Source organism: Burkholderia sp. BE12 (assembly GCF_002959955.1).
Taxonomy (GTDB): Bacteria; Pseudomonadota; Gammaproteobacteria; order Burkholderiales; family Burkholderiaceae; genus Burkholderia.
The window spans coordinates 121,897-146,851 of the sequence record NZ_PREY01000013.1; the positions used below are offsets into that span (position 1 = coordinate 121,897).

22 protein-coding genes are annotated in these 24,955 nt (G+C 66.6%); 8 read left to right on the forward strand and 14 right to left on the reverse strand.

The features are described 5' to 3' along the window. The 3 genes from C4B30_RS16830 to C4B30_RS16840 all read right to left on the reverse strand — a co-directional run bounded on the left by C4B30_RS16830 (position 1) and on the right by C4B30_RS16840 (position 3,647). Positions 1 to 756 (reverse strand): ABC transporter ATP-binding protein, encoded by a 756-nt coding sequence (locus C4B30_RS16830; RefSeq protein ID WP_027783148.1) that lies wholly within the window; start codon positions 754 to 756, stop codon positions 1 to 3. Next, complete coding sequence (locus C4B30_RS16835) at positions 753 to 1,532, reverse strand: ABC transporter ATP-binding protein (RefSeq protein ID WP_027783147.1); 780 nt, start codon at positions 1,530 to 1,532, stop codon at positions 753 to 755. Before C4B30_RS16835 ends, C4B30_RS16830 begins: the two co-directional genes overlap by 4 nt. A 429-nt stretch (positions 1,533 to 1,961) precedes the next feature. Further along, positions 1,962 to 3,647: a GMC family oxidoreductase gene (locus C4B30_RS16840; protein WP_105132719.1), complete on the reverse strand. Its 1,686-nt coding sequence runs from the start codon at positions 3,645 to 3,647 to the stop codon at positions 1,962 to 1,964. Positions 3,648 to 4,060: 413 nt separating this feature from the next. Here C4B30_RS16840 and C4B30_RS16845 point away from each other — a divergent pair, with 413 nt between their 5' ends. Both C4B30_RS16845 and C4B30_RS16850 read left to right on the forward strand, forming a co-directional pair. Then, complete coding sequence (locus tag C4B30_RS16845) at positions 4,061 to 4,960, forward strand: LysR family transcriptional regulator (protein WP_105132720.1); 900 nt, start codon at positions 4,061 to 4,063, stop codon at positions 4,958 to 4,960. A 196-nt stretch (positions 4,961 to 5,156) separates the two neighbouring features. After that, on the forward strand, positions 5,157 to 5,690 hold the full coding sequence (locus C4B30_RS16850; protein WP_027783144.1) for a class IV adenylate cyclase: 534 nt from the start codon (positions 5,157 to 5,159) through the stop codon (positions 5,688 to 5,690). Positions 5,691 to 5,754: 64 nt separating this feature from the next. Here C4B30_RS16850 and C4B30_RS16855 read toward each other — a convergent pair whose 3' ends face one another. Further along, positions 5,755 to 6,240, reverse strand: coding sequence for an Lrp/AsnC family transcriptional regulator (locus tag C4B30_RS16855; RefSeq protein WP_199779073.1), 486 nt, complete (start codon positions 6,238 to 6,240; stop codon positions 5,755 to 5,757). A 138-nt stretch (positions 6,241 to 6,378) separates the two neighbouring features. Between C4B30_RS16855 and phhA the strand changes: the two genes are divergently transcribed. Together phhA and C4B30_RS16865 are read left to right on the forward strand one after the other, a co-directional pair. Next, positions 6,379 to 7,269, forward strand: a complete 891-nt coding sequence (gene phhA, locus C4B30_RS16860; RefSeq protein WP_234015434.1) for a phenylalanine 4-monooxygenase — start codon at positions 6,379 to 6,381, stop codon at positions 7,267 to 7,269. Between the two features lie 75 nt (positions 7,270 to 7,344). Beyond that, on the forward strand, positions 7,345 to 7,722 hold the full coding sequence (locus tag C4B30_RS16865) for a 4a-hydroxytetrahydrobiopterin dehydratase (RefSeq protein WP_256980638.1): 378 nt from the start codon (positions 7,345 to 7,347) through the stop codon (positions 7,720 to 7,722). 93 nt (positions 7,723 to 7,815) lie between these two features. Here the strand turns inward: C4B30_RS16865 and C4B30_RS16870 are convergent, their stop codons facing one another. Beyond that, positions 7,816 to 8,046 (reverse strand): DUF3717 domain-containing protein, encoded by a 231-nt coding sequence (locus tag C4B30_RS16870; RefSeq protein WP_027783141.1) that lies wholly within the window; start codon positions 8,044 to 8,046, stop codon positions 7,816 to 7,818. 122 nt (positions 8,047 to 8,168) lie between these two features. Here C4B30_RS16870 and C4B30_RS16875 point away from each other — a divergent pair, with 122 nt between their 5' ends. Next, positions 8,169 to 8,861, forward strand: coding sequence for a response regulator (locus C4B30_RS16875; RefSeq protein ID WP_006401494.1), 693 nt, complete (start codon positions 8,169 to 8,171; stop codon positions 8,859 to 8,861). A gap of 120 nt (positions 8,862 to 8,981) precedes the next feature. Next, entirely contained in the window at positions 8,982 to 10,466 is a 1,485-nt protein-coding gene (locus C4B30_RS16880; RefSeq protein WP_027783140.1) for a sensor histidine kinase, read from the forward strand. A gap of 134 nt (positions 10,467 to 10,600) precedes the next feature. On the opposite strand, the gene C4B30_RS16885 is transcribed toward C4B30_RS16880, so the two are convergent. The 7 genes from C4B30_RS16885 to mnmC form a co-directional block, all read right to left on the reverse strand. Continuing rightward, a complete protein-coding gene (locus C4B30_RS16885; RefSeq protein WP_105132723.1) occupies positions 10,601 to 11,137 on the reverse strand; it encodes an SET domain-containing protein in 537 nt (178 codons plus the stop codon). Between the two features lie 177 nt (positions 11,138 to 11,314). Next, complete coding sequence (locus C4B30_RS16890; RefSeq protein WP_105132724.1) at positions 11,315 to 12,427, reverse strand: NADH:flavin oxidoreductase/NADH oxidase; 1,113 nt, start codon at positions 12,425 to 12,427, stop codon at positions 11,315 to 11,317. Between the two features lie 212 nt (positions 12,428 to 12,639). After that, positions 12,640 to 13,350 (reverse strand): glutamine amidotransferase, encoded by a 711-nt coding sequence (locus C4B30_RS16895; protein WP_105132756.1) that lies wholly within the window; start codon positions 13,348 to 13,350, stop codon positions 12,640 to 12,642. A gap of 28 nt (positions 13,351 to 13,378) precedes the next feature. After that, on the reverse strand, positions 13,379 to 14,017 hold the full coding sequence (locus C4B30_RS16900; RefSeq protein ID WP_027783136.1) for a MarR family winged helix-turn-helix transcriptional regulator: 639 nt from the start codon (positions 14,015 to 14,017) through the stop codon (positions 13,379 to 13,381). Between the two features lie 507 nt (positions 14,018 to 14,524). Continuing rightward, positions 14,525 to 15,640 (reverse strand): YbdK family carboxylate-amine ligase, encoded by a 1,116-nt coding sequence (locus tag C4B30_RS16905; protein WP_105132725.1) that lies wholly within the window; start codon positions 15,638 to 15,640, stop codon positions 14,525 to 14,527. A 14-nt stretch (positions 15,641 to 15,654) separates the two neighbouring features. Further along, positions 15,655 to 16,869 (reverse strand): cation:proton antiporter, encoded by a 1,215-nt coding sequence (locus tag C4B30_RS16910; protein ID WP_105132726.1) that lies wholly within the window; start codon positions 16,867 to 16,869, stop codon positions 15,655 to 15,657. 670 nt (positions 16,870 to 17,539) lie between these two features. Then, positions 17,540 to 19,471: a bifunctional tRNA (5-methylaminomethyl-2-thiouridine)(34)-methyltransferase MnmD/FAD-dependent 5-carboxymethylaminomethyl-2-thiouridine(34) oxidoreductase MnmC gene (gene mnmC / locus C4B30_RS16925; RefSeq protein ID WP_105132728.1), complete on the reverse strand. Its 1,932-nt coding sequence runs from the start codon at positions 19,469 to 19,471 to the stop codon at positions 17,540 to 17,542. Positions 19,472 to 19,859: 388 nt separating this feature from the next. Between mnmC and C4B30_RS16930 the strand changes: the two genes are divergently transcribed. Further along, entirely contained in the window at positions 19,860 to 20,138 is a 279-nt protein-coding gene (locus C4B30_RS16930; RefSeq protein WP_006401505.1) for an HU family DNA-binding protein, read from the forward strand. Between the two features lie 129 nt (positions 20,139 to 20,267). Here the strand turns inward: C4B30_RS16930 and C4B30_RS16935 are convergent, their stop codons facing one another. Next, positions 20,268 to 21,581, reverse strand: a complete 1,314-nt coding sequence (locus tag C4B30_RS16935; protein WP_105132757.1) for a GTP-binding protein — start codon at positions 21,579 to 21,581, stop codon at positions 20,268 to 20,270. A gap of 154 nt (positions 21,582 to 21,735) precedes the next feature. After that, complete coding sequence (locus C4B30_RS16940; RefSeq protein WP_105132729.1) at positions 21,736 to 22,227, reverse strand: lytic transglycosylase domain-containing protein; 492 nt, start codon at positions 22,225 to 22,227, stop codon at positions 21,736 to 21,738. A gap of 382 nt (positions 22,228 to 22,609) precedes the next feature. Here C4B30_RS16940 and gspD point away from each other — a divergent pair, with 382 nt between their 5' ends. Further along, positions 22,610 to 24,952 (forward strand): type II secretion system secretin GspD, encoded by a 2,343-nt coding sequence (gene gspD, locus C4B30_RS16945; RefSeq protein WP_105132730.1) that lies wholly within the window; start codon positions 22,610 to 22,612, stop codon positions 24,950 to 24,952. Positions 24,953 to 24,955 lie beyond the last annotated feature (3 nt).

Sequence of the window (24,955 nt, forward strand, 5' to 3'; positions counted from 1 at the left end):
TCACACCCCGAGCAGGTCGTGCAGGGTCGGCATCTTGCCTTCCAGTTCGGATGCGCGGAAATGCTCGACGATGCTGCCGTGCTCCATCACGTAGAAGCGGTCGGCGAGCGGCGCGGCGAAGCGGAAATTCTGTTCGACCATCACGATCGTGTAGCCGCGTGCCTTCAGCGCGACGATCATCCGTGCGAGCGTCTGCACGATCACCGGCGCCAGGCCTTCGGAAATCTCGTCGAGCAGCAGCAGGTTCGCGCCGGTGCGCAGGATCCGCGCGACCGCGAGCATCTGCTGCTCGCCGCCGGACAGCCGCGTGCCCTGGCTCTGCCGGCGCGACGCGAGGTTCGGGAACATCGCGTAGATCTCGTCGAGCGACATCGCGTGCTCGCGCGGCCCGATCAGCGGCGGCAGCATCAGGTTCTCCTCGCACGACAGGCTCGAGAAGATCCCGCGCTCCTCCGGGCAGTAGCCGATGCCGTAATGCGCGATGCGGTGCGTCGCGAGGCCGATCGTCTCGTGGCCCGCGACCTTGATCGACCCGCTGCGGCGGCCCGTGAGGCCCATGATCGCGCGCAGCGTCGTCGTGCGGCCCGCGCCGTTGCGGCCGAGCAGCGTGACGACCTCGCCGCGATGCACGGTCAGGTCGACACCGTGCAATATGTGGGATTCCCCGTACCAGGCCTCCAGGCCCGTGATCTCCAGCGCAGGCGTACCGCTCTCGACGCCGCTCAATTCGCGTTCCTCCCGTTCGCTGTGCTTCATGCGTGCGCCCCCGCGAGCGCCGCGTCGGCACTGCCCATGTAGGCCTCGATGACGAGCGGATTCTTCGACACTTCCGCATACGAGCCTTCGGCCAGCACCTCGCCGCGTTGCAGGACGGTGATCGTGTCGGAGATCCCCGCGATCACGTTCATGTTGTGTTCCACCATCAGGATCGTGCGCCCGCTCGCGACCTTCTTGATCAGCGCGGTCACGCGGTCGACGTCCTCGTGGCCCATCCCCTGCGTGGGCTCGTCGAGCAGCATCAGTTCGGGCTCCATCGCCAGCGTCGTCGCGATCTCGAGCGCGCGCTTGCGGCCGTAGGCCAGCTCGACGGTCGGCACGTGCGCGAAATCGGTGAGGCCGACCTGCGTGAGCAGGTCCATCGCGCGATCGTCGAGCCGCTTCAGCGTGCGTTCGCTGCGCCAGAAATGGAATTCGGTGCCGAGTGCCCGCTGCAGGCCGATGCGCACATTCTGCAGCGCGCTCAGGTGCGGGAATACGGCCGAGATCTGGAACGAGCGGATGATGCCGCGCCGCGCGACCTGCGCGGGCCGCTCGTCGGTGATGTCGATGCCGTTGAAGACGATCTGGCCGGCCGTCGGCGTCAGAAATTTGGTGAGGAGGTTGAAACAGGTGGTCTTGCCCGCGCCGTTCGGCCCGATCAAAGCATGGATCGCACCGCGCCGCACACGCAGGTTGACGCCGTTCACGGCGGTGAAGCCCCTGAATTCCTTCGTCAGTCCGCGTGTTTCCAGAATCGTGTCGCCGAGAATCATGTTCCCTTCCGTACGAAGTCAGGCGAAGCACCGGGAAGCCTGGCGCAAGCGGCCGCGAACAGGTCAGCGGATCAGCGGGCTGCCCCCGGGCGCCGTGGTACGCCTCGAGGGTGGTCTCCCGCGCCGACGCGTATGCACATTGCGCAACATTGTCGCGCCGTTGGTGCAGTGCAATCATCGGGATTTGCACTTATAGGGGTGGCCGCCATATCGGACGCGACTGCGTGCGGTTTTTCTCCACGCTTTTTTGATACGTGCATCATCACGCGTTGACCTGCTGCAGGACATGGCACGCGCGCCGAAAAAAGCCGCGCGACGGCGCGGCTTGCACGGATCTTGCCGTTCGAGCAGAAGCGACGTCAGCCATGCTTCGCATAGCGAATCAGCGGGTGTGCATGACGGCGCGCTGGCGCGCGTGTCAGCGGGCCGTCATGCAGCCGTCACCGCGGCCTCGGTTCGCACCGACGTCGTTTCGCGCGCCGCACGGCGGTCGGCACGAATCATGTCGCTCGCGCGCTCGGCGATCATCAGCGTCGGCGAATTGGTGTTGCCCGACGTGATGAACGGCATCACCGACGCATCGACGATTCTCAGCCCGGCGACGCCGCGCACGCGCAGCCGGCTGTCGACCACCGCGCGCTCGTCGTCGGCGCGCCCCATCCGGCAGGTGCCGACCGGGTGGAAGATCGTCGTGCCGACGGCGCCGGCCGCATCGATCAGTTCGGCCTCGGTCCGGTACTGCGTGCCCGGCAGGATTTCCTCGGGACGATAGCGCGCGAGCGCCGGCGCGGACGCGATCCGGCGCGTGAGACGCAGCGCGTTCGCGGCGACGTGCCGATCGTGATCGGTCGACAGGTAGTTCGGCGCGATCGACGGTGCGCTACCCGGATCGGCGCTCGTGACGTGCACGCTGCCGCGCGACGTCGGCCGCAAATGGCAGACCGACGCCGTAAAGGCGTTGAAGCCGTGCAGCGGCTCGCCGAAGCGTTCGAGCGACAGCGGCTGCACGTGGTATTCGAGATCGGGGCGCGTGAGTGCGGGATCGTCCGGGTCAGATTTCGCGAATGCGCCCAGTTGCGACGGCGCCATCGACATCGGCCCGCGCTGCAGCAGCGCATATTGGGCGCCGATCATCAGCTTGCCCCACCAGTGCGCGGACAGCGTGTTGAGCGTGCGCACGCCGTCGACGCGAAACGCCATCCGCAATTGCAGGTGATCCTGCAGGTTTTCGCCGACGCCCGGCAGGTCCTGCACGACGTCGATGCCGAGCGCCTGCAGCCGCCGACCGTCGCCGATGCCCGACAGTTCGAGCAATTGCGGCGAATTCACGGCGCCCGACGTCAGCAGCACTTCCGCCCGCGCCCGCGCGACGTAATCGGTGCCGCCGCCGTGGTATTCGACGCCGACCGCGCGCCGCCCGTCGAAGATCACGCGCTGCGCGTGCGCGCCGGTGATCACGGTCAGGTTCGGGCGCGCCATCGCGGGCCGCAGGAACGCCTTCGACGTATTCCAGCGCACGCCGCGCTTCTGGTTCACTTCGAAGTAGCCGACCCCGGCATTGTCGCCGCGGTTGAAATCGTCGGTAGCGGGGATGCCCGTCTGCTGCGCGGCCTGCGCGAACGATTCGAGAATCTCCCAGCGCAGCCGCTGCTTCTCGACGCGCCAGTAGCCGCCCGCCCCGTGCGCGTCGCTCGCGCCCGCATGGTGATCCTCGCTGCGCTTGAAGATCGGCAGCACGCTGTCCCACGACCAGCCGGCGTCGCCGGTTTCCCGCGCCCAGTCGTCATAGTCCTCGCGCTGGCCGCGCATGTAGATCATCCCGTTGATCGACGAGCAGCCGCCGAGCACGCGGCCGCGCGGATACGACAGCGCCCGGCCGTTGAGCGCCGCTTCGGGCTGCGTCTTGTACAGCCAGTCGGTGCGCGGGTTGCCGATGCAGTACAGATAGCCGACCGGGATATGAATCCAGTGATAGTCGTCCTTGCCGCCTGCTTCGAGCAGCAGCACGTGGATGTCGGGATCCTCGGTCAGGCGGTTCGCGAGCACGCAGCCCGCGGTGCCTGCGCCGACGATCACGTAGTCGAATTCGCCCTCGAGCGTGCGTTGAGTAGTCACTGCTTGTCTCCTGTCGACCAGCGTTAGCGCTTCAGCGCTTACGCTGGTCCCATGGCGTGGTTGGATGGAGTTAGCGCTTCAGCGCTTACTCCATCCCCACGGCGGTCGACCCAAGTTGGCGCTTCAGCACTTACTCGGGTCCCATGGCGTGGCTGGACGGAGTTGCCGCTTCAGCGGCTTACTCCATCCCCACGGCGGTCGACCCAAGTTGGCGCTTCAGCGCTCACTCGGCTCCAAACCTCTTTGTTATTGCACCGCGCGGCGCGATGCCGCGCGCCTTTTCAGCATAGTGCGTCGCGTAGCACCGCGCCTGCTGCCCCCGCGCACGACCCGATGAAGCGTACTCCCGCGCCCGGCCGCCGATCCAATGAGTTATGCTGAACCGCGTTATAAGCTACGCTCATATCACGACGATGGATCTCACCCTGCTCCGCGCGTTCGCGACGGTCGCGCGCGAAGGCAATCTGACGCGCGCCGCGGCGCAGTTGCACCTCACGCAGCCGGCCGTCAGCCTGCAGATCAAGCATCTGCAGGAAACGCTCGGCGTCGCGCTGTTCACGCGCACGTCGCGCGGCCTGGCGCTCACGCGCGACGGCCAGACGCTGCTGCCGCACGCGGAACGCGCGCTCGCCGCGGCCGCCGACGTGCAGCGCGCCGCAGCCGCGCTGCGGCACGAGGTGCGCGGCCGGCTGCGGATCGGCACGATCCTCGACCCGGGGTTCCTGCGGCTCGGCGGCTTCCTGCGCGCGCTGGTCGAGACCCATCCGCAGATCGAGACCGCGTTGCGGCACGGGATGTCGGGCTGGGTGATCGAACAGGTGCGCGCGCGGGCGCTCGACGTCGGCTACTACATCGGCCGGCCGGGCGAGGACGATCCGCTCGACGGCGCGCTGTTCCACACCCTCACGCTCACGCATTTCCAGTACCGCGTGCTCGCGCCCGCCGGCTGGAAGGAGCGCGTGCAGCGCGCGCACGACTGGCGCGCGCTCGCCGCGCTGCCGTGGATCTGGACGCCGCCGGCGTCCGCGCACCACCGGCTGCTGTCGCGGCGTTTCGCCGACGCCGGCGCACAGCCGGTGAAGGTCGCCGAGGTCGACCAGGAGCAATCGATGCTCGACCTCGTCAAATCGGGGATCGGGTTGACGCTCGCGCGCGATTCGACCGCGCTGGCCGAAGCGCACGCGCATGCGCTGACGATCGTGGAGCGCGTGACGGTGCCGACCGAACTGACGTTCGTGACGCTCGCCGAGCGGCGCGACGAACCGGCGATCGCGGCCGCGCTGCGGTTGATCGAAACGCAGTGGGCGATATGAGCGTTGCTGATGTCGATGCGGCCGGTTGCGCATCGGGTTTCGCCGCCTGACGCATTCCGCGGATCGCCGTGACGGACCGGATCGCCCGCTCCCGCGTCGTGTCGCCGCGTCCCGTCCGGTCGTCACGCCATCGTTGCAGGCTTTTTGCTAGATTGTGCGTTCGCACACCGCGAGACCCCGATTGAAGGAGACCCGCATGGCCCGCAACATCGAGATCAAAGCCCGCGCCCGCGAATTCGACCGGCTGCGCGAACAGGCGGCTCAGCTCGCGACCGAAGCACCGTTGTTCTACCGCCAGCAGGATTTCTTCTACGACGTGCCGCGCGGCCGGCTGAAGCTGCGCCGCTTCGAGGACGGCACGCCGGCCGAGTTGATTTTCTATCAGCGCGACGACCGCGACGGCCCGAAGGCGTCGTACTACACGCGCAGCCCGGTAACGAACCCCGACGCGATGCATTCGCTGCTCGCGACCGCACTGACCACGCGCGGGATCGTGACGAAGGAGCGGCACGTGTACCTCGCGGGCCGTACGCGCATCCACCTCGACCGCGTCGACGGCCTCGGCGATTTCATCGAGCTCGAAGTCGTGCTCGGCCCGGACGACGACGAAGCCGGCGGCGAAGCCGAAGCGCACGAGGTGTTCACGAAGCTCGGCGTGGCGCAGGACGATCTCGTCGCGGTCGCGTACGTCGATCTGCTGAACGCCGACACCCAACCCGAAACGGCCTGATCCGGCCCCACCGATGGCGCCCCGCACGGGACGCCCCCGGCGCCCGTGCCGCGGCCCCTCCCCGTCACGCGGCGCCGGGCGTCAGATGCGCGAGCGGCAGTGCGCCGTTGCGCTTGAAGGTCGTCAGGACGATGTTCGAGCGCACACTGTCGACGCCCGGTACCCGCATCAGCTTCTTCATCACGAACTGCGACAGCGCGTTGAGATCCGGCGCGACGATCCGCAGCAGGTAGTCGGCATCGCCCACCACCGCATGGCATTCGAGCACTTCCGGCAGCACGTCGATCTGCTGCTGGAACTGCTCGATGATCGAATCGCCGTGATGCTTGAGCTTCAGGCTCGTGAACGCGGTCACGCCGAGCCCGAGCTTTTCGGGCCGCAGCATCACGCGGTAGCCTTCGATCACGCCGGCCGCCTCGAGCCGCTGCAGCCGGCGGCCGATCTGCGACGGCGACAGCGGCACCTCCTCGCCCAGTTGCTGATGCGTCGCGCGACCAAAGCGCTGCAGCACGTCCAATAGCGCGAGATCGAAGTGATCGAGTTCCAGCATGAGCATTCTCCGCATTGATTCGTGATTTAATGCGAGATTATCGCATAATTATGCGATTCAACGCCAACTATGCGCCCATTCCGCGCGCGGCCCGCTCTACACTTGCATGGTCCCAATCCCAGCGTGCAGAGCCTGATCATGTCCACCGTCGTCACCGCGAAACTGCAGGAGCAGTTCGATGCGGGTCTCGAAACCCGCGCCGATTTCACCATCGACCAGCCGCTGCAGCGCTACGGCCAGGTCGACCACGCGGTGTGGACGCAACTCTATGCGCGCCAGTCGGCCCTGCTGCGCGGCCGCGCGTGCGATGCATTCGTCGCCGGGCTCGGCAAGATCGAGCTGCCGGTCGATCGCGTACCGTCGTTCGCCGACGTGAACCGCCAGTTGAAGCCCGTGACCGGCTGGGAAATCGTCGCGGTGCCGGGCCTCGTGCCCGACCGCGTGTTCTTCGAACACCTCGCGAACCGGCGTTTTCCGGTCACCTGGTGGATGCGCCGTCTCGACCAGCTCGACTACCTGCAGGAACCCGACTGCTTCCACGACCTGTTCGGCCACGTGCCGCTGCTGATCGATCCGGTGTTCGCCGACTACATGCAGGCGTATGGCCGCACCGCGCTCGCGGTCGCCGACGACGAAGCGGCGCTGGCGCGGCTCGCGCGCCTCTATTGGTATACGGTGGAATTCGGGCTGATCCGCGACCCGCGCGGAACCAACGGGCTGTCGATCTACGGCGCCGGGATCGTGTCGAGCAAGGGTGAAAGCCTGTACAGCCTCGAAAGCGCGGCGCCGAACCGGCTCGGGTTCGACCTCGAGCGCGTGATGCGCACGAAGTACCGGATCGACACGTTCCAGAAGACCTACTTCGTGATCGACGATTTCGCGCAGCTGTTCGCGCTCGCCGACGTCGACGGCCGCGCACTGGCCGACCGGCTCGCGGCGCTGCCCGAATTCGCGGCCGGCGCGGTGCTCGAGACCGACCGCGTGCTGCATCGCGGCACGGGCGAAGGCTGGCCCGACGACGACGCGTGACGCATGACACGCCGGCGCCGCGGCGCCGGCCGCCGGCCGCCCGTCGCCCGTCACCCTTTGCGCAACTATGAAACAATGAACGATGCCGGCTGCGCCGCGCGGCGCAGCCGTGCGCGGGCGCCGTTACCGAACGAGAGGTGCAAGATGATCCACAAGCTCACATCCGAAGAACGCAAGACCCGGCTCGAAGGCCTGCCGCTATGGACGGCCGTGCCGGGCCGCGACGCGATCCAGCGCCGCCTGCGCTTCGCCGATTTCAACGAGGCATTCGGCTTCATGACGCGTGTCGCCATCAAGGCGCAGGAGATGAACCACCATCCGGAATGGTTCAACGTGTACAACCGCGTCGACGTCACGCTGTCGACCCACGACGCCGACGGCCTGACCGAGCGCGACATCGAACTCGCGCGGTTCATCGACGGCGCCGCCGCGCACGCGCAACCGGGCGCCTGAGTCCCGCCTCTACCGCCGCGCGTCTTTTCGATGCGCGGCGCGTCAACTTTTCATTTCGCTAAACGTTTTCTAGGATGTACTCAGCGAAAGCCTTCAGCTTTCCAAGCCATCCTTAAGGCGCGCGTAAGTCTCGTACGCTTTCCGCGCCTTGGGGTCTAAACCTTCCAGTTGCAGCGCGCTTTCGCGCTGTACAATCAGCAGCGCATACGGCTTGGAGAGCGCGCTGGCCTCTTCGCAGAGTTTGAGTTCGTCGCCGCTCGACGGCGAGCGGGCGCGCCAGAAATTGATCGCGGCTTCTAGGTCGTGGATCGAAATATCGGACATGATTGGATCTAATCGTTCGCTGGCCGCCATGCTTGATGTCAGGCGATGCGGCGCCCCTGTGGAAACGGCTTCGTGCTGTCCGCGTGCCTGAACCGCCAACCCATTGTACTTGAGCGAACTTCATGCGACTCCTTCTGATCGAAGACGACCGCCCCATCGCACGCGGTATCCAGAGCAGCCTCGAGCAGGCTGGCTTCACCGTCGACATGGTGCATGACGGCATTTTTGCCGAACAGGCGCTGGCACAAAACCGCCACGAACTCGTGATCCTCGACCTCGGCCTGCCGGGCATCGACGGGATGACGCTGCTCACGCGCTTCCGCCAGACCAACCGCCACACGCCCGTGATCGTGCTGACCGCACGCGACGAGCTGAACGACCGGATCCAGGGCCTGAACTCCGGCGCCGACGACTACATGCTCAAGCCGTTCGAGCCGGCCGAGCTCGAAGCGCGCATCCGCGCGGTGATGCGCCGCAGCGGCCCGCACAGCGACATGCCGCGTCCGGAAGTGTCGCTCGGCGGCGTCCGCCTGTCGGGCGTCGACCGCCGCATCTTCAACGACGACAAGCCGCTCGAACTGTCGCCGCGCGAATTCGCGGTGCTCGAGATGCTGCTGCTGCGTCACGGCCGCGTCGTCAGCAAGGCCCAGTTGCAGGATCACCTCACGCACTTCGGCGGCGATCTCGGCGACACCGCGATCGAAGTCTACGTGCACCGCGTACGCAAGAAACTCGAACAGTGCCGAGTCGAAATCGTCACGGTGCGCGGTTTCGGCTACCTGCTGCAGGAAATCCGCCAGACGGCGAGCGTCTGAGCGACGCCGCGCGCCGGCCGGCCGCGTGCCGTCGGCGCATGCGTGCTGCTCCGCGTCGCCGCTCCCGGCGTACGACCGCGCCGCTCCCCGTGAGCGGCGCTTATCCATTTGCCCGTCGAAATGTCTCCTGATCCGGCTGTGACCACCAGCCTGCGCCGCTCGCTGCTCCGGCGCCTCGCCGCCCCGCTGTCGATGCTCGCGCTGATGAGCGGCCTGATCGCCTACTGGCTCGCGTGGCAATACACGCAGCACGTGATCGACCGTTCGCTCGCCGATCTCGCGACCGCCATCTCCAAACAGATCCAGATCGCCGGCCCCGACGCGCCGTTCACGGTGCCGCCGCTCGCGCAGGCGATGTTCTCCGATCCGGCCGAAGCGCTGATCTACCGGATCAGCGACGGCGAGCAGGAACTCGCCGGCGACCCGAAGCTGCCGCTGCAGGGCATCAACGTCCGCCGCATGCATCATGCGTACGTGTTCGAGGCCGAATACGACAACCGCGCGGTGCGGGTCGCGCAGGTGCGCGTCGACAACGTCGAAGGCGGCCGGCCGATGGTCGTCGAAGTCGCGCAGCCGGTACGGCACCGCTACCGGATCGCGGCCGAATTCCTCGTCGCGATCATGATGCCCCTGCTGCTGCTGCTGCTCGCGGGCTGGGGCATCGTGTGGCGCGTCGTGAACCAGCAACTGGGCCCGCTCACGCATCTCGCCGATTCGCTGAACCGGCAGACCCACACGTCGCTGGAACCGGTCGACGAAACCGACGTGCCGCTGGAGATCCGGCCGCTGACGAGCGCGATGAACGCGCTGCTCGGCCGTCTGAAGACCGCGCTCGACGCGCAGCGCAAGTTCATCGCCGATGCCGCCCACCAGCTGCGCACGCCGCTCACCGCGGTGAAGCTGCATGCCGAGCAGGCGGCCGTCGCGCGCGACCCGCACCAGACCTACGCCGCGGTGCGCGAGCTGCGCGCGGCCGCGGACCGCGCGGTGCGGCTGTCCAACCAGTTGCTGTCGCTCGCGCGTGCCGAGCCGGGCGAACAGGCCGCACGCTTCGTCGATGTCGATCTCGCGGCGATGGCGTTCGAGACGGGCGCCGAATGGGTGCCGCGCGCGCTCGCGTCGCACGTCGACCTCGGCTTCCAGCGCAGCGACGACGCGGGCGACGACGAGAAGCTGATCGTGCGCGGCAACCCCGTGCTGCTGCGCGAGGTGATCGCGAACCTGCTCGACAATGCGCTGAAATACGTGCCGCTCGCGCGGCCGAACGGCGCGCGGATCACGGTGAACGTCGCGCGCGCGGCGCTCGAGGACAGCCAGCCTGCCGCCGAGATCGTCGTCGAGGACAACGGCCCCGGCGTGCCCGCGAACCAGCAGGCCGACCTGTTCAAGCGTTTCTTCCGCGGCGACGCGCAAAGCGGCAACGGCGTCGAAACGGGCGCCGGGCTCGGGCTCGCGATCGTGCACGACATCATTGCGATGCACGGCGGCACCGTGTCGTACGAGGATGCAGCGGAAGGCGGCTCGCGCTTCGTGGTGAGGGTGCCGCTCGCCGCGCATACGGAGAAACCGGCCAGCGAAACGCCGGCCGCGGCGCCGACGCACTGAGCGATTCGCGGCGGGCAGCCGCCGGCCCGTTGACCGGGCGGCCCGCCGGGGAAGGAAAGCGAACGACGGCCTATACGACGCGGCAACCGTCGGCTGAAACGACAGCGGCAGCGCGAGATGCGCCGCCGCCTGCATCACTTCCTGTTCTTCTTGTCCTTCGAACCGGACGCGGACTTGCCGTCCTTCTTGTCCTTGTCCTTCTTCTTTTTCTTCTTTCCGCCTTCGTCGGACGTCGCGAGCAACGTGCCGCGGCACGACTCCGCCCCGCAGTGGCACGCGTATTCGCGCTTGAGCTTCTTCGTCAGCTTCGCGTCGATCACGAGGCCGTAGTCGTAGAACAGCTCTTCTTCCGGCCCGATGTCGCGCAGCGCGTGGATGTACACGCGGCCCTTGACCTCCTCGGCTTCGCAGTTCGGCGCGCACGAATGGTTGATCCAGCGCGCGCTGTTGCCGTCGATCTTGCCGTCGATCACGCCGCCTTCGTCGAGTGCGAAGTAGAACGTATGATTCGGCTCGCTCGGGTCGTGCGGATGACGGCGCAGCGCTTCCTTCCACGAGATTCGCTCGCCCTTGTATTCCACTACGCGCTCGCCGGCCTTGATCGGCGCCACGGCGAACACGCCCTTGCCGTGTACTCCCGAGCGGCGCACCGCGATCCTGCGTGAACTCATCGAACGATCCCTTGTGAAGACGACTTGAATGGAAGCGGCCGCGATCGCGGCCGGACGCCGCGCCAAACGAAAACGCGGCACCGGTCGGTGCCGCGTCGGGGCATGCGGCGAATCACCCGCATCCTACACGTTCACGATTGCTTCGTTCAACATCGCGCGCAATATTGCGCGATGTGCTCAGCGCTGGCCGAATGCGACGTCGCCGAACAGCGCCTTGTGCTCGCGCGGCTGCGAGCGCCAGTATTGCGGCGGCGCCGTCACCTGCGCGCCGAGTTCGGCCGCCGCGTGCCACGGCCAGCGCGGGTCGTACAGCATCGCGCGCGCCATCGCGACGAGATCGGCGTCGCCGGCCTCGATCAGCCGGTCCGCGTGCCCGGGTTCGTTGATCAGGCCGACCGCGATCGTCGGCATGCCGACCGCCCGCTTCACGGCCTGCGCGAACGGCACCTGATAGCCGGGCGACAGCGGAATCTTCTGGAGCGGCGACACGCCGCCGGACGACACGTCGATCCAGTCGCAGCCGCGGCGCTTCAGTTCGTGCGCGAACGCGATCGTATCGTCGAGCTCCCAACCGCCTTCGACCCAGTCGGTCGCGGACACGCGCACGCCGACCGGCCGGTCTTCCGGAAACGCGGCGCGCACGATCTCGAAGATCTCGAGCGGAAACCGCATCCGGTTTTCGCGCGAGCCGCCGTATTCGTCGGTGCGCCGGTTCGCGAGCGGCGAGAGGAACTGATGCAGCAGGTAGCCGTGCGCCGCGTGCACTTCGATCGCATCGATGCCGAGCCGCGCGGCCCGCCGGGCCGACGCCGCGAAGGCGTCGCGGATGCGGTTCAGGCCCGCGGCATCGAGTGCGAGCGGCGGCGTCTCGCCGTCCTTGTGCGGCACGGCCGACGGCCCGTGGGGCAACCAGCCGCCGTCGGCGACCGGCACGAGCTGGCCGCCTTCCCACGGCGCCGCGCTCGACGCCTTGCGGCCCGCATGCGACAACTGCATCGCGACGCGGACCGGCGAATGCTTGCGGATCGCGGCCAGCACCGGCTTCAGCGCGGCTTCGGTCACGTCGTCCCACAGGCCGAGGTCGCCATGCGTGATGCGCCCGTCGGGTTCCACCGCGGTCGCTTCGATGCACAGCAGCCCCGCGCCCGACAGCGCGAGATGGCCGAGGTGAATCATGTGCCAGTCGGTCGCTTCGCCGCGTTCGGCCGAGTACTGGCACATCGGGGAAATCACGATCCGGTTCGGAAGGGTTACGCCGCGCAGCGTGAACGGAGAAAACAGCGCTGTCATGGAAGCCGCTCGTCAGGAAAGGGAAAGAGCGGACGAGCGTAGCACGCACGCCTGAAGCGTGCAGACGGCGCGATCGACAGTAAGCGGATGGTCAGGTACGGCCGGCCGGATGCCGGCGGTCCGCGGAACGTGCGGTGTACGGCGATGCGCCGGCCCGCAGCGGATGCAGGCCGGACTCACCTTGGCAGCGGGGGGAGCCGCTGCCCGCGACGTCAGAGCCCGACGCTGCCGAGCCACTCCGCGAACATGCGCCGTGCGGCCGTCTCGAGCGCGGGGCCGTGCTGCGCGGTATCGGCGCGCAACTGGCGCGCGTCGACACCGGGCGTCGCGGCGATTTCGCCGGCGTTCGCGATCAGCCACGGTTCGAAGCGCTCGGTGCGGATCTCGGGATGACATTGCAGCGCCAGCACGTGCTGCCCCCATGCGAATGCCTGGTGGCGGCAGGCCGGCGTCGACGCGAGATGGATCGCACCGCCCGGCAGGTCGAACGTATCGCCATGCCAGTGCAGCATCGACGTCGTCGCGCCGTCGAGATGGCGCAACGGCGACGCACGACCGGCGTCGGTGAGCGTCAGCGGCGTCCAGCCGAGTTCGTGCCGTGCGGCCGGATAGACGTGCGCCCCGAGCGCCCGTGCGATGAACTGCGCGCCGAGGCAGATGCCGAGGATCGGCAGCCCCGCGTCGATGCGCTGGCGCACGAGCGCCAGGAGCGGCGCGATCGTCGGATACTGTGCATCGTCGTACACGCTGAGCGGCCCGCCGAGCACGACGAGCAGCGACGGCTCGAGCACGTCGAGCACCTCGACCCGCGACGATCCGACATCGACGTAGCGCACCCGTCGACCGCGTTCGCCGAGCACCTGCTCGAAACTCCCGAGATCCTCGAAATGCACGTGGCGGATCGCCACGACTTCAGCGTTCATCATCGGCCTCCCGGTCGATCGACGGACGTCAGCCTGCGAAAATCTTCCAGGTCTTCTTCTGCGTCGCCGCGTCGGCTTCTTCCTGCACCGAGCAGTCGAGACGCAGATCGCTGTCGGACATCGAAATGTCGAGCGCCGCGCAGTGATGCACGGTCTTCTTCGACAGCTTGCCCGGCTGGAAATGCGTGCACGTGAGGCACATGCGTTGCGGCGGCGTCGCACCGGCCACCTGCAGCTCGCGCAGCGTCTTCAGCAGCGCGCGATACAGCGTGCCCTGCTCGTCCGCGCCGAGCTTGCCGACCGCTTTCGTCAGGAATTCAGGCCATTGCAGCGCCTTCTTCGCGGCCGTGCGGCCACGCGCCGACAGGCGCACGGCCAGTGCCCGGCCGTCGTCCAGCGCACGGCGCTTCTCAACGAGCCCCTTCGTCTCGAGCGTGCTGACCGCATCGCTCGTGGTGGCCGCGGTGAGCTGCGTCTCGCGCGCGATCTCGCCGAGCCGCATCGGGCCCTTGCGCTGCAGCAGCAGCACGAGAATCTCGCCCTGCGTCGGCGTGAGGCCAGCGCCTTCCGCCCAATCCCATGCCTCGCTCCGCATGGCCGTGCTCAACCGCAGCAGGCTGTGGGTCACACGTCCCGCAGCCTGGTTCCCGTAAACGCCTTCGCTCATAGTCTTTTCGCTTTGCCGCCGCCCGGATGGCCGAGCGGCCGTAGTGTGGAGATCGAATCCATCTCAAAACAGACGCACTCTTTCGAGTGGCGTCAGCACGGCCGTCGCGAGGCACACGCGGCGGTCGCGTTCGCGGCGACCGGAGAGACACGCATCGTTTCCGGTGTCCGCAAAGCCGACATTCTAAGCGAGAGCGGAAAATCGCACAGCTAAGTTATCCCCTGCACTCTGTGGAAAATCGCTGGATAACCGGATTTTTTCGTTGTGCGTGCAATGTCGCGCGCCCGCGAAACGGGGCGCGCCGATATTTTCCTGTTCGGATCGGCCATCGGCCGCACGCCGATGATCCACCGGGTTATCCCGCCCGCAGAGCATTGACTTTGCAGTGGAATATCGGGTTATCCACAGATTTTCAGGACGCCCGACAACGATTTCGGCCGGACATGGCAGCGAACGCCATTCAGCGAATCGCGCCGCGGTCGATCCCGCAATCTGCAAAACATTTTTTCACTCGCGCCAACGCAAGCACTGCTGCCGGACCGTCTCGTTCAGCGATTTTTCCTGTTTGAAAACGGTTCTCAACCACGATGCGTCGTTCACGCGCGCCTTCGCGAGCGCACCGATCTCGTCGAGCGCCGCCCGCGAACCGAGCACGGCCGCATGCGGCGCGATCCGGTCGAGCGTGTCGAGGATGTCTTCCGCGATCGTGCGGCGCTCGCCCGTCTGAGGATTCACGCAGGTGCCTTCGAGCCCGAAGCGGCACGCTTCGAAACGGTTGAACGTGTAGACGAGGTAATCGTCCTCCGACAGCTTCAGCGGCCGGTCGGTCAGCAGGTAGCGTGCGAGCGTCTGGATGTAGCAGGCGATCGCCGCCGCGCGATCGACCGACAGCGGCGTGTCCATCACGCGCACCTCGATCGTGCCGTAGCCGGGCTTCGGCCGGATATCCCAGTAGAAGTCCTTCATCGAGTTGACGACGCCCGTGTTCACCATCTTCGTGAAGTACTCCTCGAAGCTGTCCCAGGTCAGCACGAACGGCGCGCGGCCCGACAGCGGGAACGCGAACACCGAATTCAGGCGTGCCGAATGGAAACCCGTGTCGACGTTCTGCACGAATGGCGACGACGCGGACAGCGCGATGAAGTGCGGAATGAAGCGCGACATCGAGTGCAGCAGGAACAGCGCGCTGTCGGGATCGGGGCAACCGATGTGCACGTGCTGGCCGAACACGGTGAACTGCTTCGCGAGATAGCCGTACAGCTCGGAGATGTACTGGAAGCGCGGCGCATCGTAGATCTGCCGGTCGCTCCATTGCTGGAACGCATGCGTGCCGCCGCCGGCCAGCCCGACGTTGAGCTGGTCGGCGGCCTTCACGAGCACGTCGCGGATCGCATGCAGTTCGCCGACGGCTTGCTCGTGCGAATGGCAGATGCCGGTCGACAGCTCGATCATGCTTTCTGTGATTTCCGGCGTGATGTTGCCCGGAAAGGTCTCGCCCTGGATCAGGCGCATCAGGTCGGATGCCGCTTTGGTCAGGTCGTAGTTGTGCGTGTTGACGACCTGGATCTCCAGTTCGACGCCGAACGTGAACGGTTCGGAATTGACGAAGGTTTCGAGTGCCATGGCAGGTTCCGGAATCAGTTGCCGTCGCTGCGTTCGCCGACCGCCGACAGGCAGCGGTAGACGACGAACGGGCTGACGAGCTGCAGGATCACGATCGAGCACATCACGATCGCGCGCAGGTGCGGGTCGAAATTCGGATAGAGCTGGTAGGTATCGTCGACGAGCAGGTACGACAGCGCGGACATCGGCGTGAGCGCGATGCCGAGCGCGACGCCCTGCTTCATCCCGATGCCGCTCGGCTTCGCGAACGCGACGACGCCGGCCAGCTTCGCGACGAGCCGCGTGACGATCAACACGATCGCGAGCAGCCCGCCGAGCGCGATGTCGCCCCACGTGAACGACGTGAGCGTCAGCACGAACAGCACCACCGTCAGCAGCCATCCGGCCGTGCCGAAATGCTCGGGCCACAGCTGCGGCCGCGCTTCGAGGTTCTTCACGATGATGCCGGCAAGCAGCAGCGTGAGCAGCGTCGACAGTTTCAACGCCTGCGCGACGGCAATCGCGAGCATCACGAGCCCGAACAGCGCGACGAACGAATGCTCGTCGCGCATCGTCGCGGTCATGTGACGGAACAGGTAATTGCACGAACGCGCGACGAGATACGCGACGATGAAGGAACCGGCGAGCAGGTAGAGCGGTTGCAGGATCGTCGCGAAAACGTTGCCGTACGCTTCCTGATGCAGCCAGCTCGTCACGAGCTTGGTCAGCACGATCGCATACACGCTGTTGAGCGCGGTGAGCGTGATGAGGCGTTGCGACACCTGCCCTTCCGCGCGCAGTTCGGTCTTGAGCTGGATCACCATCGACGGCGACGTCGCGATCGCAATCGCCGACAGCACCAGCGCGACCATCCCCGATACGCCGAGCGCGAGCATCACGAACAGCACGAGTACGAACGTGAGCGTGGCTTCCGCGAGACTCGACGCGACGAGCCACGGATTGCGCCGGATCCAGCGCAGGTCGAGGCGGCTGCCGAGCTCGAACAGCAGCAGGCCGAGCGCGACGTCCATCAGCAGTCGCGAGGTTTCGTCGGTGCTCGCGTCGATCACGCCGAATCCGAATGAACCGGCGATCAGGCCGATCACGGCATAGCCGGTGATGCGCGGCAGGCGCCACGCGCGATAGCACAGCTCGCCGCACAGGCCGGCTGCGAAGAGCGCGAGCCCGGCCCAGAACACGGCATCCGGCGCAAGCGGCCAGTTGGGCAGGAATGAGAACGCCGACTTCATCGTGGTGACTTCTCCTTTGGAAGCAACCGCCAGCGACGCGGGGTCAAGCGTCAGGAATGGATGCGCGCCGGCTGGGTATCGCCCCGAATGTGATTGTTGTGCTCGACGATGGCGGTACATGGGGTCCGCCTGTTCCGCCACAAGGCGGAACGTCGTTCAGGTTGCCGATCTGGATTGTCGGCCTGGTGTGTGAACGGACAGCGCAGTCTCGAAGATTCAGATTCGAAATCGTGCCGACCGTTCCATTGAAGCATGTCCGGCGCCTGGCCGAACGAACGCGAAGGAAACCGATTGTGCCACAGGTTTTTCGCTCTGGAACCGATTGAATCGACTCGCGGCGCTGTGCGGCACCACAGGTCTTTGGTTTCAAAGGTTTACTTGTATATATACATAGTAGAAGTTAACAAAGGGCGCACAGTTCTGTGGATAACTCCGGTTTACGCTGCCATATCAAGGCGTTGGCGAAACCATAACCGATTGCACAGGCTGTTCGTGCACAGACGTTTGAGTTGAGCAACTTTCGGGCCGCTTCACAGCTGTGCCGAGTTACCCAGTTTACGTCCACTGTGATTACACACGAAGTGCGTGCGGATTTTGCGCGGTTATCCACAGCGTGGCGTGGATAACCTTGCACGGGAAAATCGGGAAACTGTGAGAAAGGCGCGGCCGATCAGCCCGTCGAACCGACGCGGCGTGCGCGCAACGCGCGGATCAGGAAGCGGGCGGGATCGACCGCGTCGGCGAGTTCGCGCTCGAGCGGCCACGGCTCGCCTTCGAGTTGCGACGCGATCAGCTCGGCGCCGAGCGCAGCCCACACGAGGCCGCGCGAACCGAAGCCGAATGCGCCGTAGAGGCCGGGCATGCGCGGCAGGTCGCGCGCCTGCGCACCGCCCAGCGCGCGTGCGTTCGCGGTGGCCTGCGCTTCGTCGGCGAGTGGGCCGACGAGCGGCAGGCGGTCGCCGACGACCCAGCGGAACGCCACGCGCCCGCGCAGCGTGGCGGGGTCCGGCAGGTCGCCGATCAGGCCCGGCAGCAGGTGCCGCACGCGCTCGAGGTTTTCGACGTGGCCGGCCGTCCGCATCGCGGGATCGGTATCGTCGGGCTCGAACGTGGCGCCGATCAGCAGCGTGCCGTCGTCGAGCGGGACCGCGTAACCGTCGCCGATCGCCGGGCACGGCAGCGGCGCCGTGGTGCCCGGCGGCAACAGCGTGAGCTGGCCGCGCACCGGTTGCAGCGCGACATGCCGCAGCCCGGCAAGACGCGCGGCGTCGCCCGCGTTCGCGAGCACGACGACTGGGGCATCGGCCAGCGTGGCGCCGGTATCGTCGAGCGCATGCCAGGTGTCGCCCCGCCGTTCGAGCCGCGCGACGCGGGTGGACGCAAGCAGGCGCACGCGCTCGCCGGCCGCCGCATATTGCGCGGCACACAGCCCGGCCGGCCAGACGGCGCCGCCGTGCGGAAACAGCAGGCCGCCATGCGCGACCGGCAGATTCAGGTGCGCACGCGCGGCCTCGGCATCGAGCAGGGTGACGTAGTCGGACGGTGCGCCGAACGCATCGAACGCGTCGCGCATCCGCGCAAAATCGTCGGCCGATTCGGCGAGATGGATCATCCCGTGCGTGCTGCGTGCGAACGCATGCCCCGCGCGTTCGAGGGCGTGCCAGCGTGCGATCGCGTGCAGGAAGCCGCCGCGCGTGAGCCGGCTCGCGACGTTGTCGTCGCGCGTCATCAACGGATGGAAAACCCCGGCCGGGTTGCCCGACGCTTCGCTCGCGATCCGTTCGTGCCGCTCGATCAGCGTGACGTCCCAGCCGCGCGCAGCCAGGCGTTCGACCACCGCGCAGCCGGCGAGGCCCGCGCCGATCACGATCGCGCGGCGCGCGGCGACGGGCAGTGCACGCGGCGGCTCGTGCCGGCGCGCGCGCCAGCGCGGCGCATATTCGCCGACGAGACGATCGTCGACTTCGCGGAACGTGAAACCTGTTTCGCCGAGCGCGTGTTTTACGTCGTCGGACTTTGCATGCGTCGCAAACGTCGCGTGTTTGCCGGCGATTTTCGCGAGTGCGCGGATCCCGTCGTTCGATGCCGCGGCGCCATCGAGAAAAAACGCATCGGCGCGCGCGACGAGCTTCTTAGACAGATCGATCGCATTGCCGAACGCGAGCGTGAGCACCACGCGTCCTTCGTCGAATTCGAGCCGATGCAGGCCCGGCACGAGGATCGGCCATGCATCGATCAATGCGCCGACGTCTGCCGATATGGTTGTGCCTGCAACCATATGGGAAACCGCGCGGCGCAGGTCGTCGCGGGAGAACGGGTGCGGCTCGAGCGCGACGACATGCAGCCGTTCGCAACGCGCAGGATCGTCGCGCCACGCGGCCCAGGCCGCAAGGAAGCCGGCGCCCGCGCCGAACTCGGTCGTGACGATCGTGAACGTTCTGCGCCGCTGCCAGCGGGCGGGCAGCCCGTTACCCGCGACGAACGTGCGATGCGCGTGCGCGAGCGTGCCGGATGCGCCGCGATGAAGCTCGCCGAACTCGGGCGAGACGAGCGTGCCGTCGTCGCGAAGCGCGAGCGTGGCGTAAACAAGTCGGTCGGGCATGCGAAACAAAAAACGTGGCGGCCAAGCCTGGCAAGGGATTGCGGGAGGCCGTCCGACCGGCCGTTGGAAAAGGGCAACGGGGTGACGTACGGGCCGACCACGCTGCGTATCCTGTCCGCTTGGCGCAGGTCAAAAAACGGTCAATCGGCGATTCATTCGGCGAAATACCGATGAAAATCTTTGAAACCCTTGTCGTTATTGGGTTTGCGCTGCGCTATCATAGCAACGCCGTACCGCGGGGTGGCCGCCGGCAAGCCGGAGGGCGCGTCGCGCGGGCCAGGATTCGGCGCTGTGTCGTCGGAGTCTGACTCTCGACGGCACGGTTCGCGCACGTATAATCGGCGCGTTCGCGCTGTTCGTGTCAACCTAACCTGATAAAGGAACCTTAATGAACAAACAGGAACTGATCGACGCCGTCGCCGCCCAAACGGGCGCCAGCAAGGCTCAAACCGGCGAAACGCTGGACACGCTGCTCGAAGTCATCAAGAAGGCCGTGTCGAAGGGTGATGCGGTTCAGCTGATCGGCTTCGGCAGCTTCGGTTCGGGCAAGCGCGCAGCACGTACGGGCCGCAACCCGAAGACGGGCGAAACCATCAAGATCCCGGCAGCCAAGACGGTCAAGTTCACGGCTGGCAAGGCGTTCAAGGACGCCGTCAACAAGCGTTAAACCCGCGCCTGTTCCAGAAAAAAACCCGCCTTTCGGCGGGTTTTTTGTTGGGCGCGCGCGGCATTTTCGCCACAGTCCGCACCGCTCTTGCAAAAGTTAACGGTTACTTTTACGAGCCGTTACACGCGATCACGCATGCACGATCTGCGTGTCGCCGTGATCGTCGTCGTCGTGCGAATCGACGTCCCACGCCGGGAACGGATCGTCGAACGCCGCCCATCCCGTCGCGCCGAGTGCGAACTCCGCATCGGTCAGCAGGCACGCGTCGAGTTTCGCGCGCCACGCATCGGCATCGAGTGCGATGCCGATCAGCACGAGTTCCTGCCGGCGATCGCCGACCGTGCGATCGTCGAGATCGCCCAGCCATTCGGCGCGGATTTCAGCGAGCAACTCGTCGTCGTCCGGCCATTCCGCGCGATCCTGCGCCGCCCACCACGAACCCGCCGGCCCGTGCCGGCATACGCCGCCCGCCTGCGACAGCGAACCCGCGATGTCGTTGCGCGTCGCGAGCCAGAAGAAACCCTTGCTGCGCAGCACGCCCGGCCACTCCTGATGCAGCAGCGCCCAGAGCCGTGCCGGGTGAAACGGCCGGCGCGCGCGGTAAACAAAATTGCCGATCCCGAATTCGTCGGCTTCGCCGTGCACGTGCGCATGATGGTCGTCATGGCAGTCGGGGTCGTCGCAATGCGTGTGATCGTGGTCGAGCGACGCGAGCCAGCCCGGCGCATTCGCGGCTTCGTCGAAATCGAAGCGGCCGGTGTTCAGTACTTCGTCGAGCGGCACGTTGCCGAACGTCGATACGACCTGGTGCGCGCGCGGATTGAGGCGCGCGAGGATATGCTGCAGGCGCGCGAGATCGTCCGCGGCGACCAGGTCGGCCTTGTTGATCACCAGCACGTCGCAGAATTCGATCTGCTCGATCAGCAGCTCGACGAGCGTGCGGTCGTCGTCTTCCGACGCGGCGATGCCGCGCGTCGCGAGCGCGTCGTCGGAGCCGTAGTCGCGCAGGAAGTTGTACGCGTCGACCACGGTGACGAGCGTGTCGAGCCGCGCGACGGCCGACAGCGACGCGCCGTCGTCGTCGACGAACGTGAACGTTTCGGCGATCGGCATCGGCTCCGCGATACCGGTCGATTCGATCATGATCGCGTCGAAGCGGCCCTCGGACGCGAGCTTGCGGATCTCGATGAGCAGATCGTCGCGCAGCGTGCAGCAGATGCAGCCGTTCGACATTTCGACGAGGCGTTCCTCGACGTGCGACAGCGCCTGCGCATCGCGCACGAGCGACGCGTCGATGTTGACCGCCGCGAGATCGTTGACGATCACCGCGACTTTCAGGCCCGCGCGGTTCGCGAGGACGTGATTGAGCAGCGTGGTCTTGCCGGCGCCGAGGAAGCCGGACAGCACGGTGACGGGCAACGGCTGTTTCATTGCCGGATTCATGATGATATGCACCAACGGAAAAGATGAAAAAGCGGCCGCGGCGCCCTGCCGGGGCGCGATCGGCCCGCATGCGGGCGAAACGGCGGCGTCAGCCCGCATTGTGCATCAAACGCGCGCCGGCCGGCCCGGCGTCAGCCGGCGATGCGGCGCGGCATCACTGCGCGGCCTGAGAGGCCGGAGTGGTTTGAGCAGTTTGAGCAGTCTGCGTGGACAGCAACTTCCATTGCGTCAGGATGCCGGCGATCTGCCGCGCGTACTTGTCGCGCAGCGACGGCGTTTCCGAATGATAGGCGCCGACCGCCTGCCACGTGTTGCCGTAGCGGTTCATCTTCTGTCTGAGATGCCACGCGGCGATGTACACGTTCTTGCACGGTTCCATCAGCGTGTCGCGGCCGATCCCGTAGCGCGACAGCGTCGGCAGGTGGATCGAATTGATCTGCATCAGGCCGTAGTCGACCGAGCCGTTCGTATTCTTGTTCAGCGCACCGGGCCGGTTGCGCGACTCCTGCCACGCGATCGCGCGCAGGATCAGCGGATTGACCTGCTGGTATTTGGCCGCTTCGTCGAAACAGTCCGCGCGTGCGTTGCCGCTGGCGAACCACGCGCCGGCGGCGATCAACGCGATCGAAGCGAACCGTCTGTTCATCGTGCGGAAACGAAAAGGAATTGCGCGAAGCTCGGGGAAAACCCGTGCCTGTTTATTAGTGCGACGAGAAACGCGCCGCCCGTATCATACCGGCAGACCGCCGGATTGCGACAGGCAGGAATACGACAGCCCGGCTATACCGCATTTCCGTGTCGGTTCATCGCGAAATTGGGACGGCGGCGGGAGGCGACGGCCGGCATGCGGAGTATGACATCGATCCTTACATATTGCATACGGCTCGCCGGATACATGTCGTATGTGAGACAGTCTTCGGATCAATGTGATATTTCGGACATGAAAAACTGCTAATGTCGCCTCTTTCGGACCTGGATCCCAGCACTACCGCCGGAAGTGGCCTGAGCCGGCATCGACCCATTCATCCATGACAAGAAATCGCTTCGTTATGCGGCGTATCGCCACGACCCTGCTCGTGGCCGGCATCATCGTCTCGCAGGCCGCCTACGCTCAGGTCACGCTCAACTTCGTGAATGCGGATATCGACCAGGTCGCGAAGGCGATCGGCGCCGCGACCGGCAAGACCATCATCGTCGACCCCCGCGTGAAGGGGCAGCTCAATCTCGTGGCCGAACGGCCGGTGCCGGAAGACCAGGCGTTGAAGACGCTGCAGTCCGCGCTGCGCATGCAGGGCTTCGCGCTCGTGCAGGATCACGGCGTACTGAAGGTCGTGCCGGAAGCCGACGCGAAGCTGCAGGGCGTGCCGACCTATGTCGGCAATGCGCCGCAGGCGCGCGGCGACCAGGTGATCACGCAGGTGTTCGAACTGCACAGCGAATCGGCGAACAACCTGCTGCCCGTGCTGCGGCCGCTGATCTCGCCGAACAACACGGTGACGGCCTACCCGGCGAACAACACGATCGTCGTGACCGACTATGCGGACAATGTGCGCCGCATCGCGCAGATCATCTCGGGCATCGACAGCGCCGCGGGCTCGCAGGTGCAGGTCGTGACGCTGCGCAACGCGAACGCGATCGACCTCGCCGCGCAGATGCAGAAGATGCTCGACCCGGGCGCGATCGGCAACAGCGACGCGACGCTGAAGGTATCGGTCACGGCCGACCCGCGCACCAACTCGCTGCTGCTGCGTGCGTCGAACGCGTCGCGCCTGGCGGCCGCGAAACGCCTCGCGCAGCAGCTCGATGCGCCGAGCGCGGTGCCCGGCAACATGCACGTCGTGCCGCTGCGCAACGCCGATGCGGTGAAGCTCGCGAAGACGCTGCGCGGGATGCTCGGCAAGGGCGGCAACGACAGCGGCTCGTCGGCGTCGTCCAACGATGCGAACAGCTTCAACCAGAGCGGCGGCTCGTCGTCGAGCGGCAACTTCTCGACCGGCACGTCGGGCACCCCGCCGCTGCCGTCGGGCGGCCTTGGCGGTTCGTCGTCTTCGTCGTCGTACGGCAGCGGCTCGTCCAACGGTGGCGGCCTCGGCAGCGGCGGCCTGCTCGGCGGCGACAAGGAGAAGAACGACGACAACCAGCCGGGCGGGATGATCCAGGCCGACTCGGCGACCAACTCGCTGATCATCACCGCGTCCGATCCGGTTTACCGGAACCTGCGCTCGGTGATCGACCAGCTCGACGCGCGGCGCGCGCAGGTCTACATCGAAGCGCTGATCGTCGAGCTGAATTCGAATACGTCCGGCAACCTTGGCATCCAGTGGCAGGTGGCGAGTGGCCAGTTCCTCGGCGGCACGAACCTGAATCCGTCGGGCGGCCTGGGCAACAGCATCGTCAACCTGACGGCGGGCGGCTTGACCAACGCAGCCGGCGGGGTCACCGGCGGCGGGCTGGCCTCCAATCTCGGCCAGTTGGCCCAAGGGCTCAACATCGGCTGGCTGCACAACATGTTCGGCGTGCAGGGGCTCGGCGCGCTGCTGCAGTACTTTGCGGGCGTGAACGACGCGAACGTGCTGTCGACGCCGAACCTGATCACGCTCGACAACGAGGAAGCGAAGATCGTCGTCGGCCAGAACGTGCCGATCGCGACCGGCTCGTATTCGAACCTGACGAGCGGCACCACGAGCAATGCATTCAATACCTACGATCGTCGCGACGTCGGCCTGACGCTGCACGTGAAGCCGCAGATCACCGACGGCGGGATCCTGAAGCTGCAGCTCTATACCGAGGATTCCGCGGTCGTCGCCGGCACGACCAGCTCGCAGACCGGCCCGACCTTCACGAAGCGCTCGATCCAGTCGACGATCCTGGCCGACAACGGCGAGATCATCGTGCTCGGCGGCTTGATGCAGGACAACTACCAGGTATCGAACAGCAAGGTGCCGCTGCTCGGCGACATCCCGTGGATCGGCCAGCTGTTCCGTTCGGAATCGAAGGTGCGCGCGAAAACCAACCTGATGGTATTCCTGCGCCCGGTGATCATCTCCGATCGCAGTACCGCGCAGGAAGTGACGGCCAACCGCTACGACTACATCCAGGGCGTGACGGGCGCATACAAGTCGGACAACAACGTGATGCGCGACAAGGACGACCCGATCGTCCCGCCGATGCCGATCGGTCCGAGCCAGGGCGGCACGCCGGCCGGCAACCTGTTCGATCTCGACAAGATGCGTCGCCAGCAGTTGCAGCGCCAGGTGGCGCCGGTGCCGGCCCAGCCGTTGCCGGAAGCAACGCCCGCGCAGCCGCAGAGCGTGCCGCAGCAGGCCGTGCCGCAACAGCCGCTGACCACCGCGCCGGGAGCCTCGCAGTGAGCG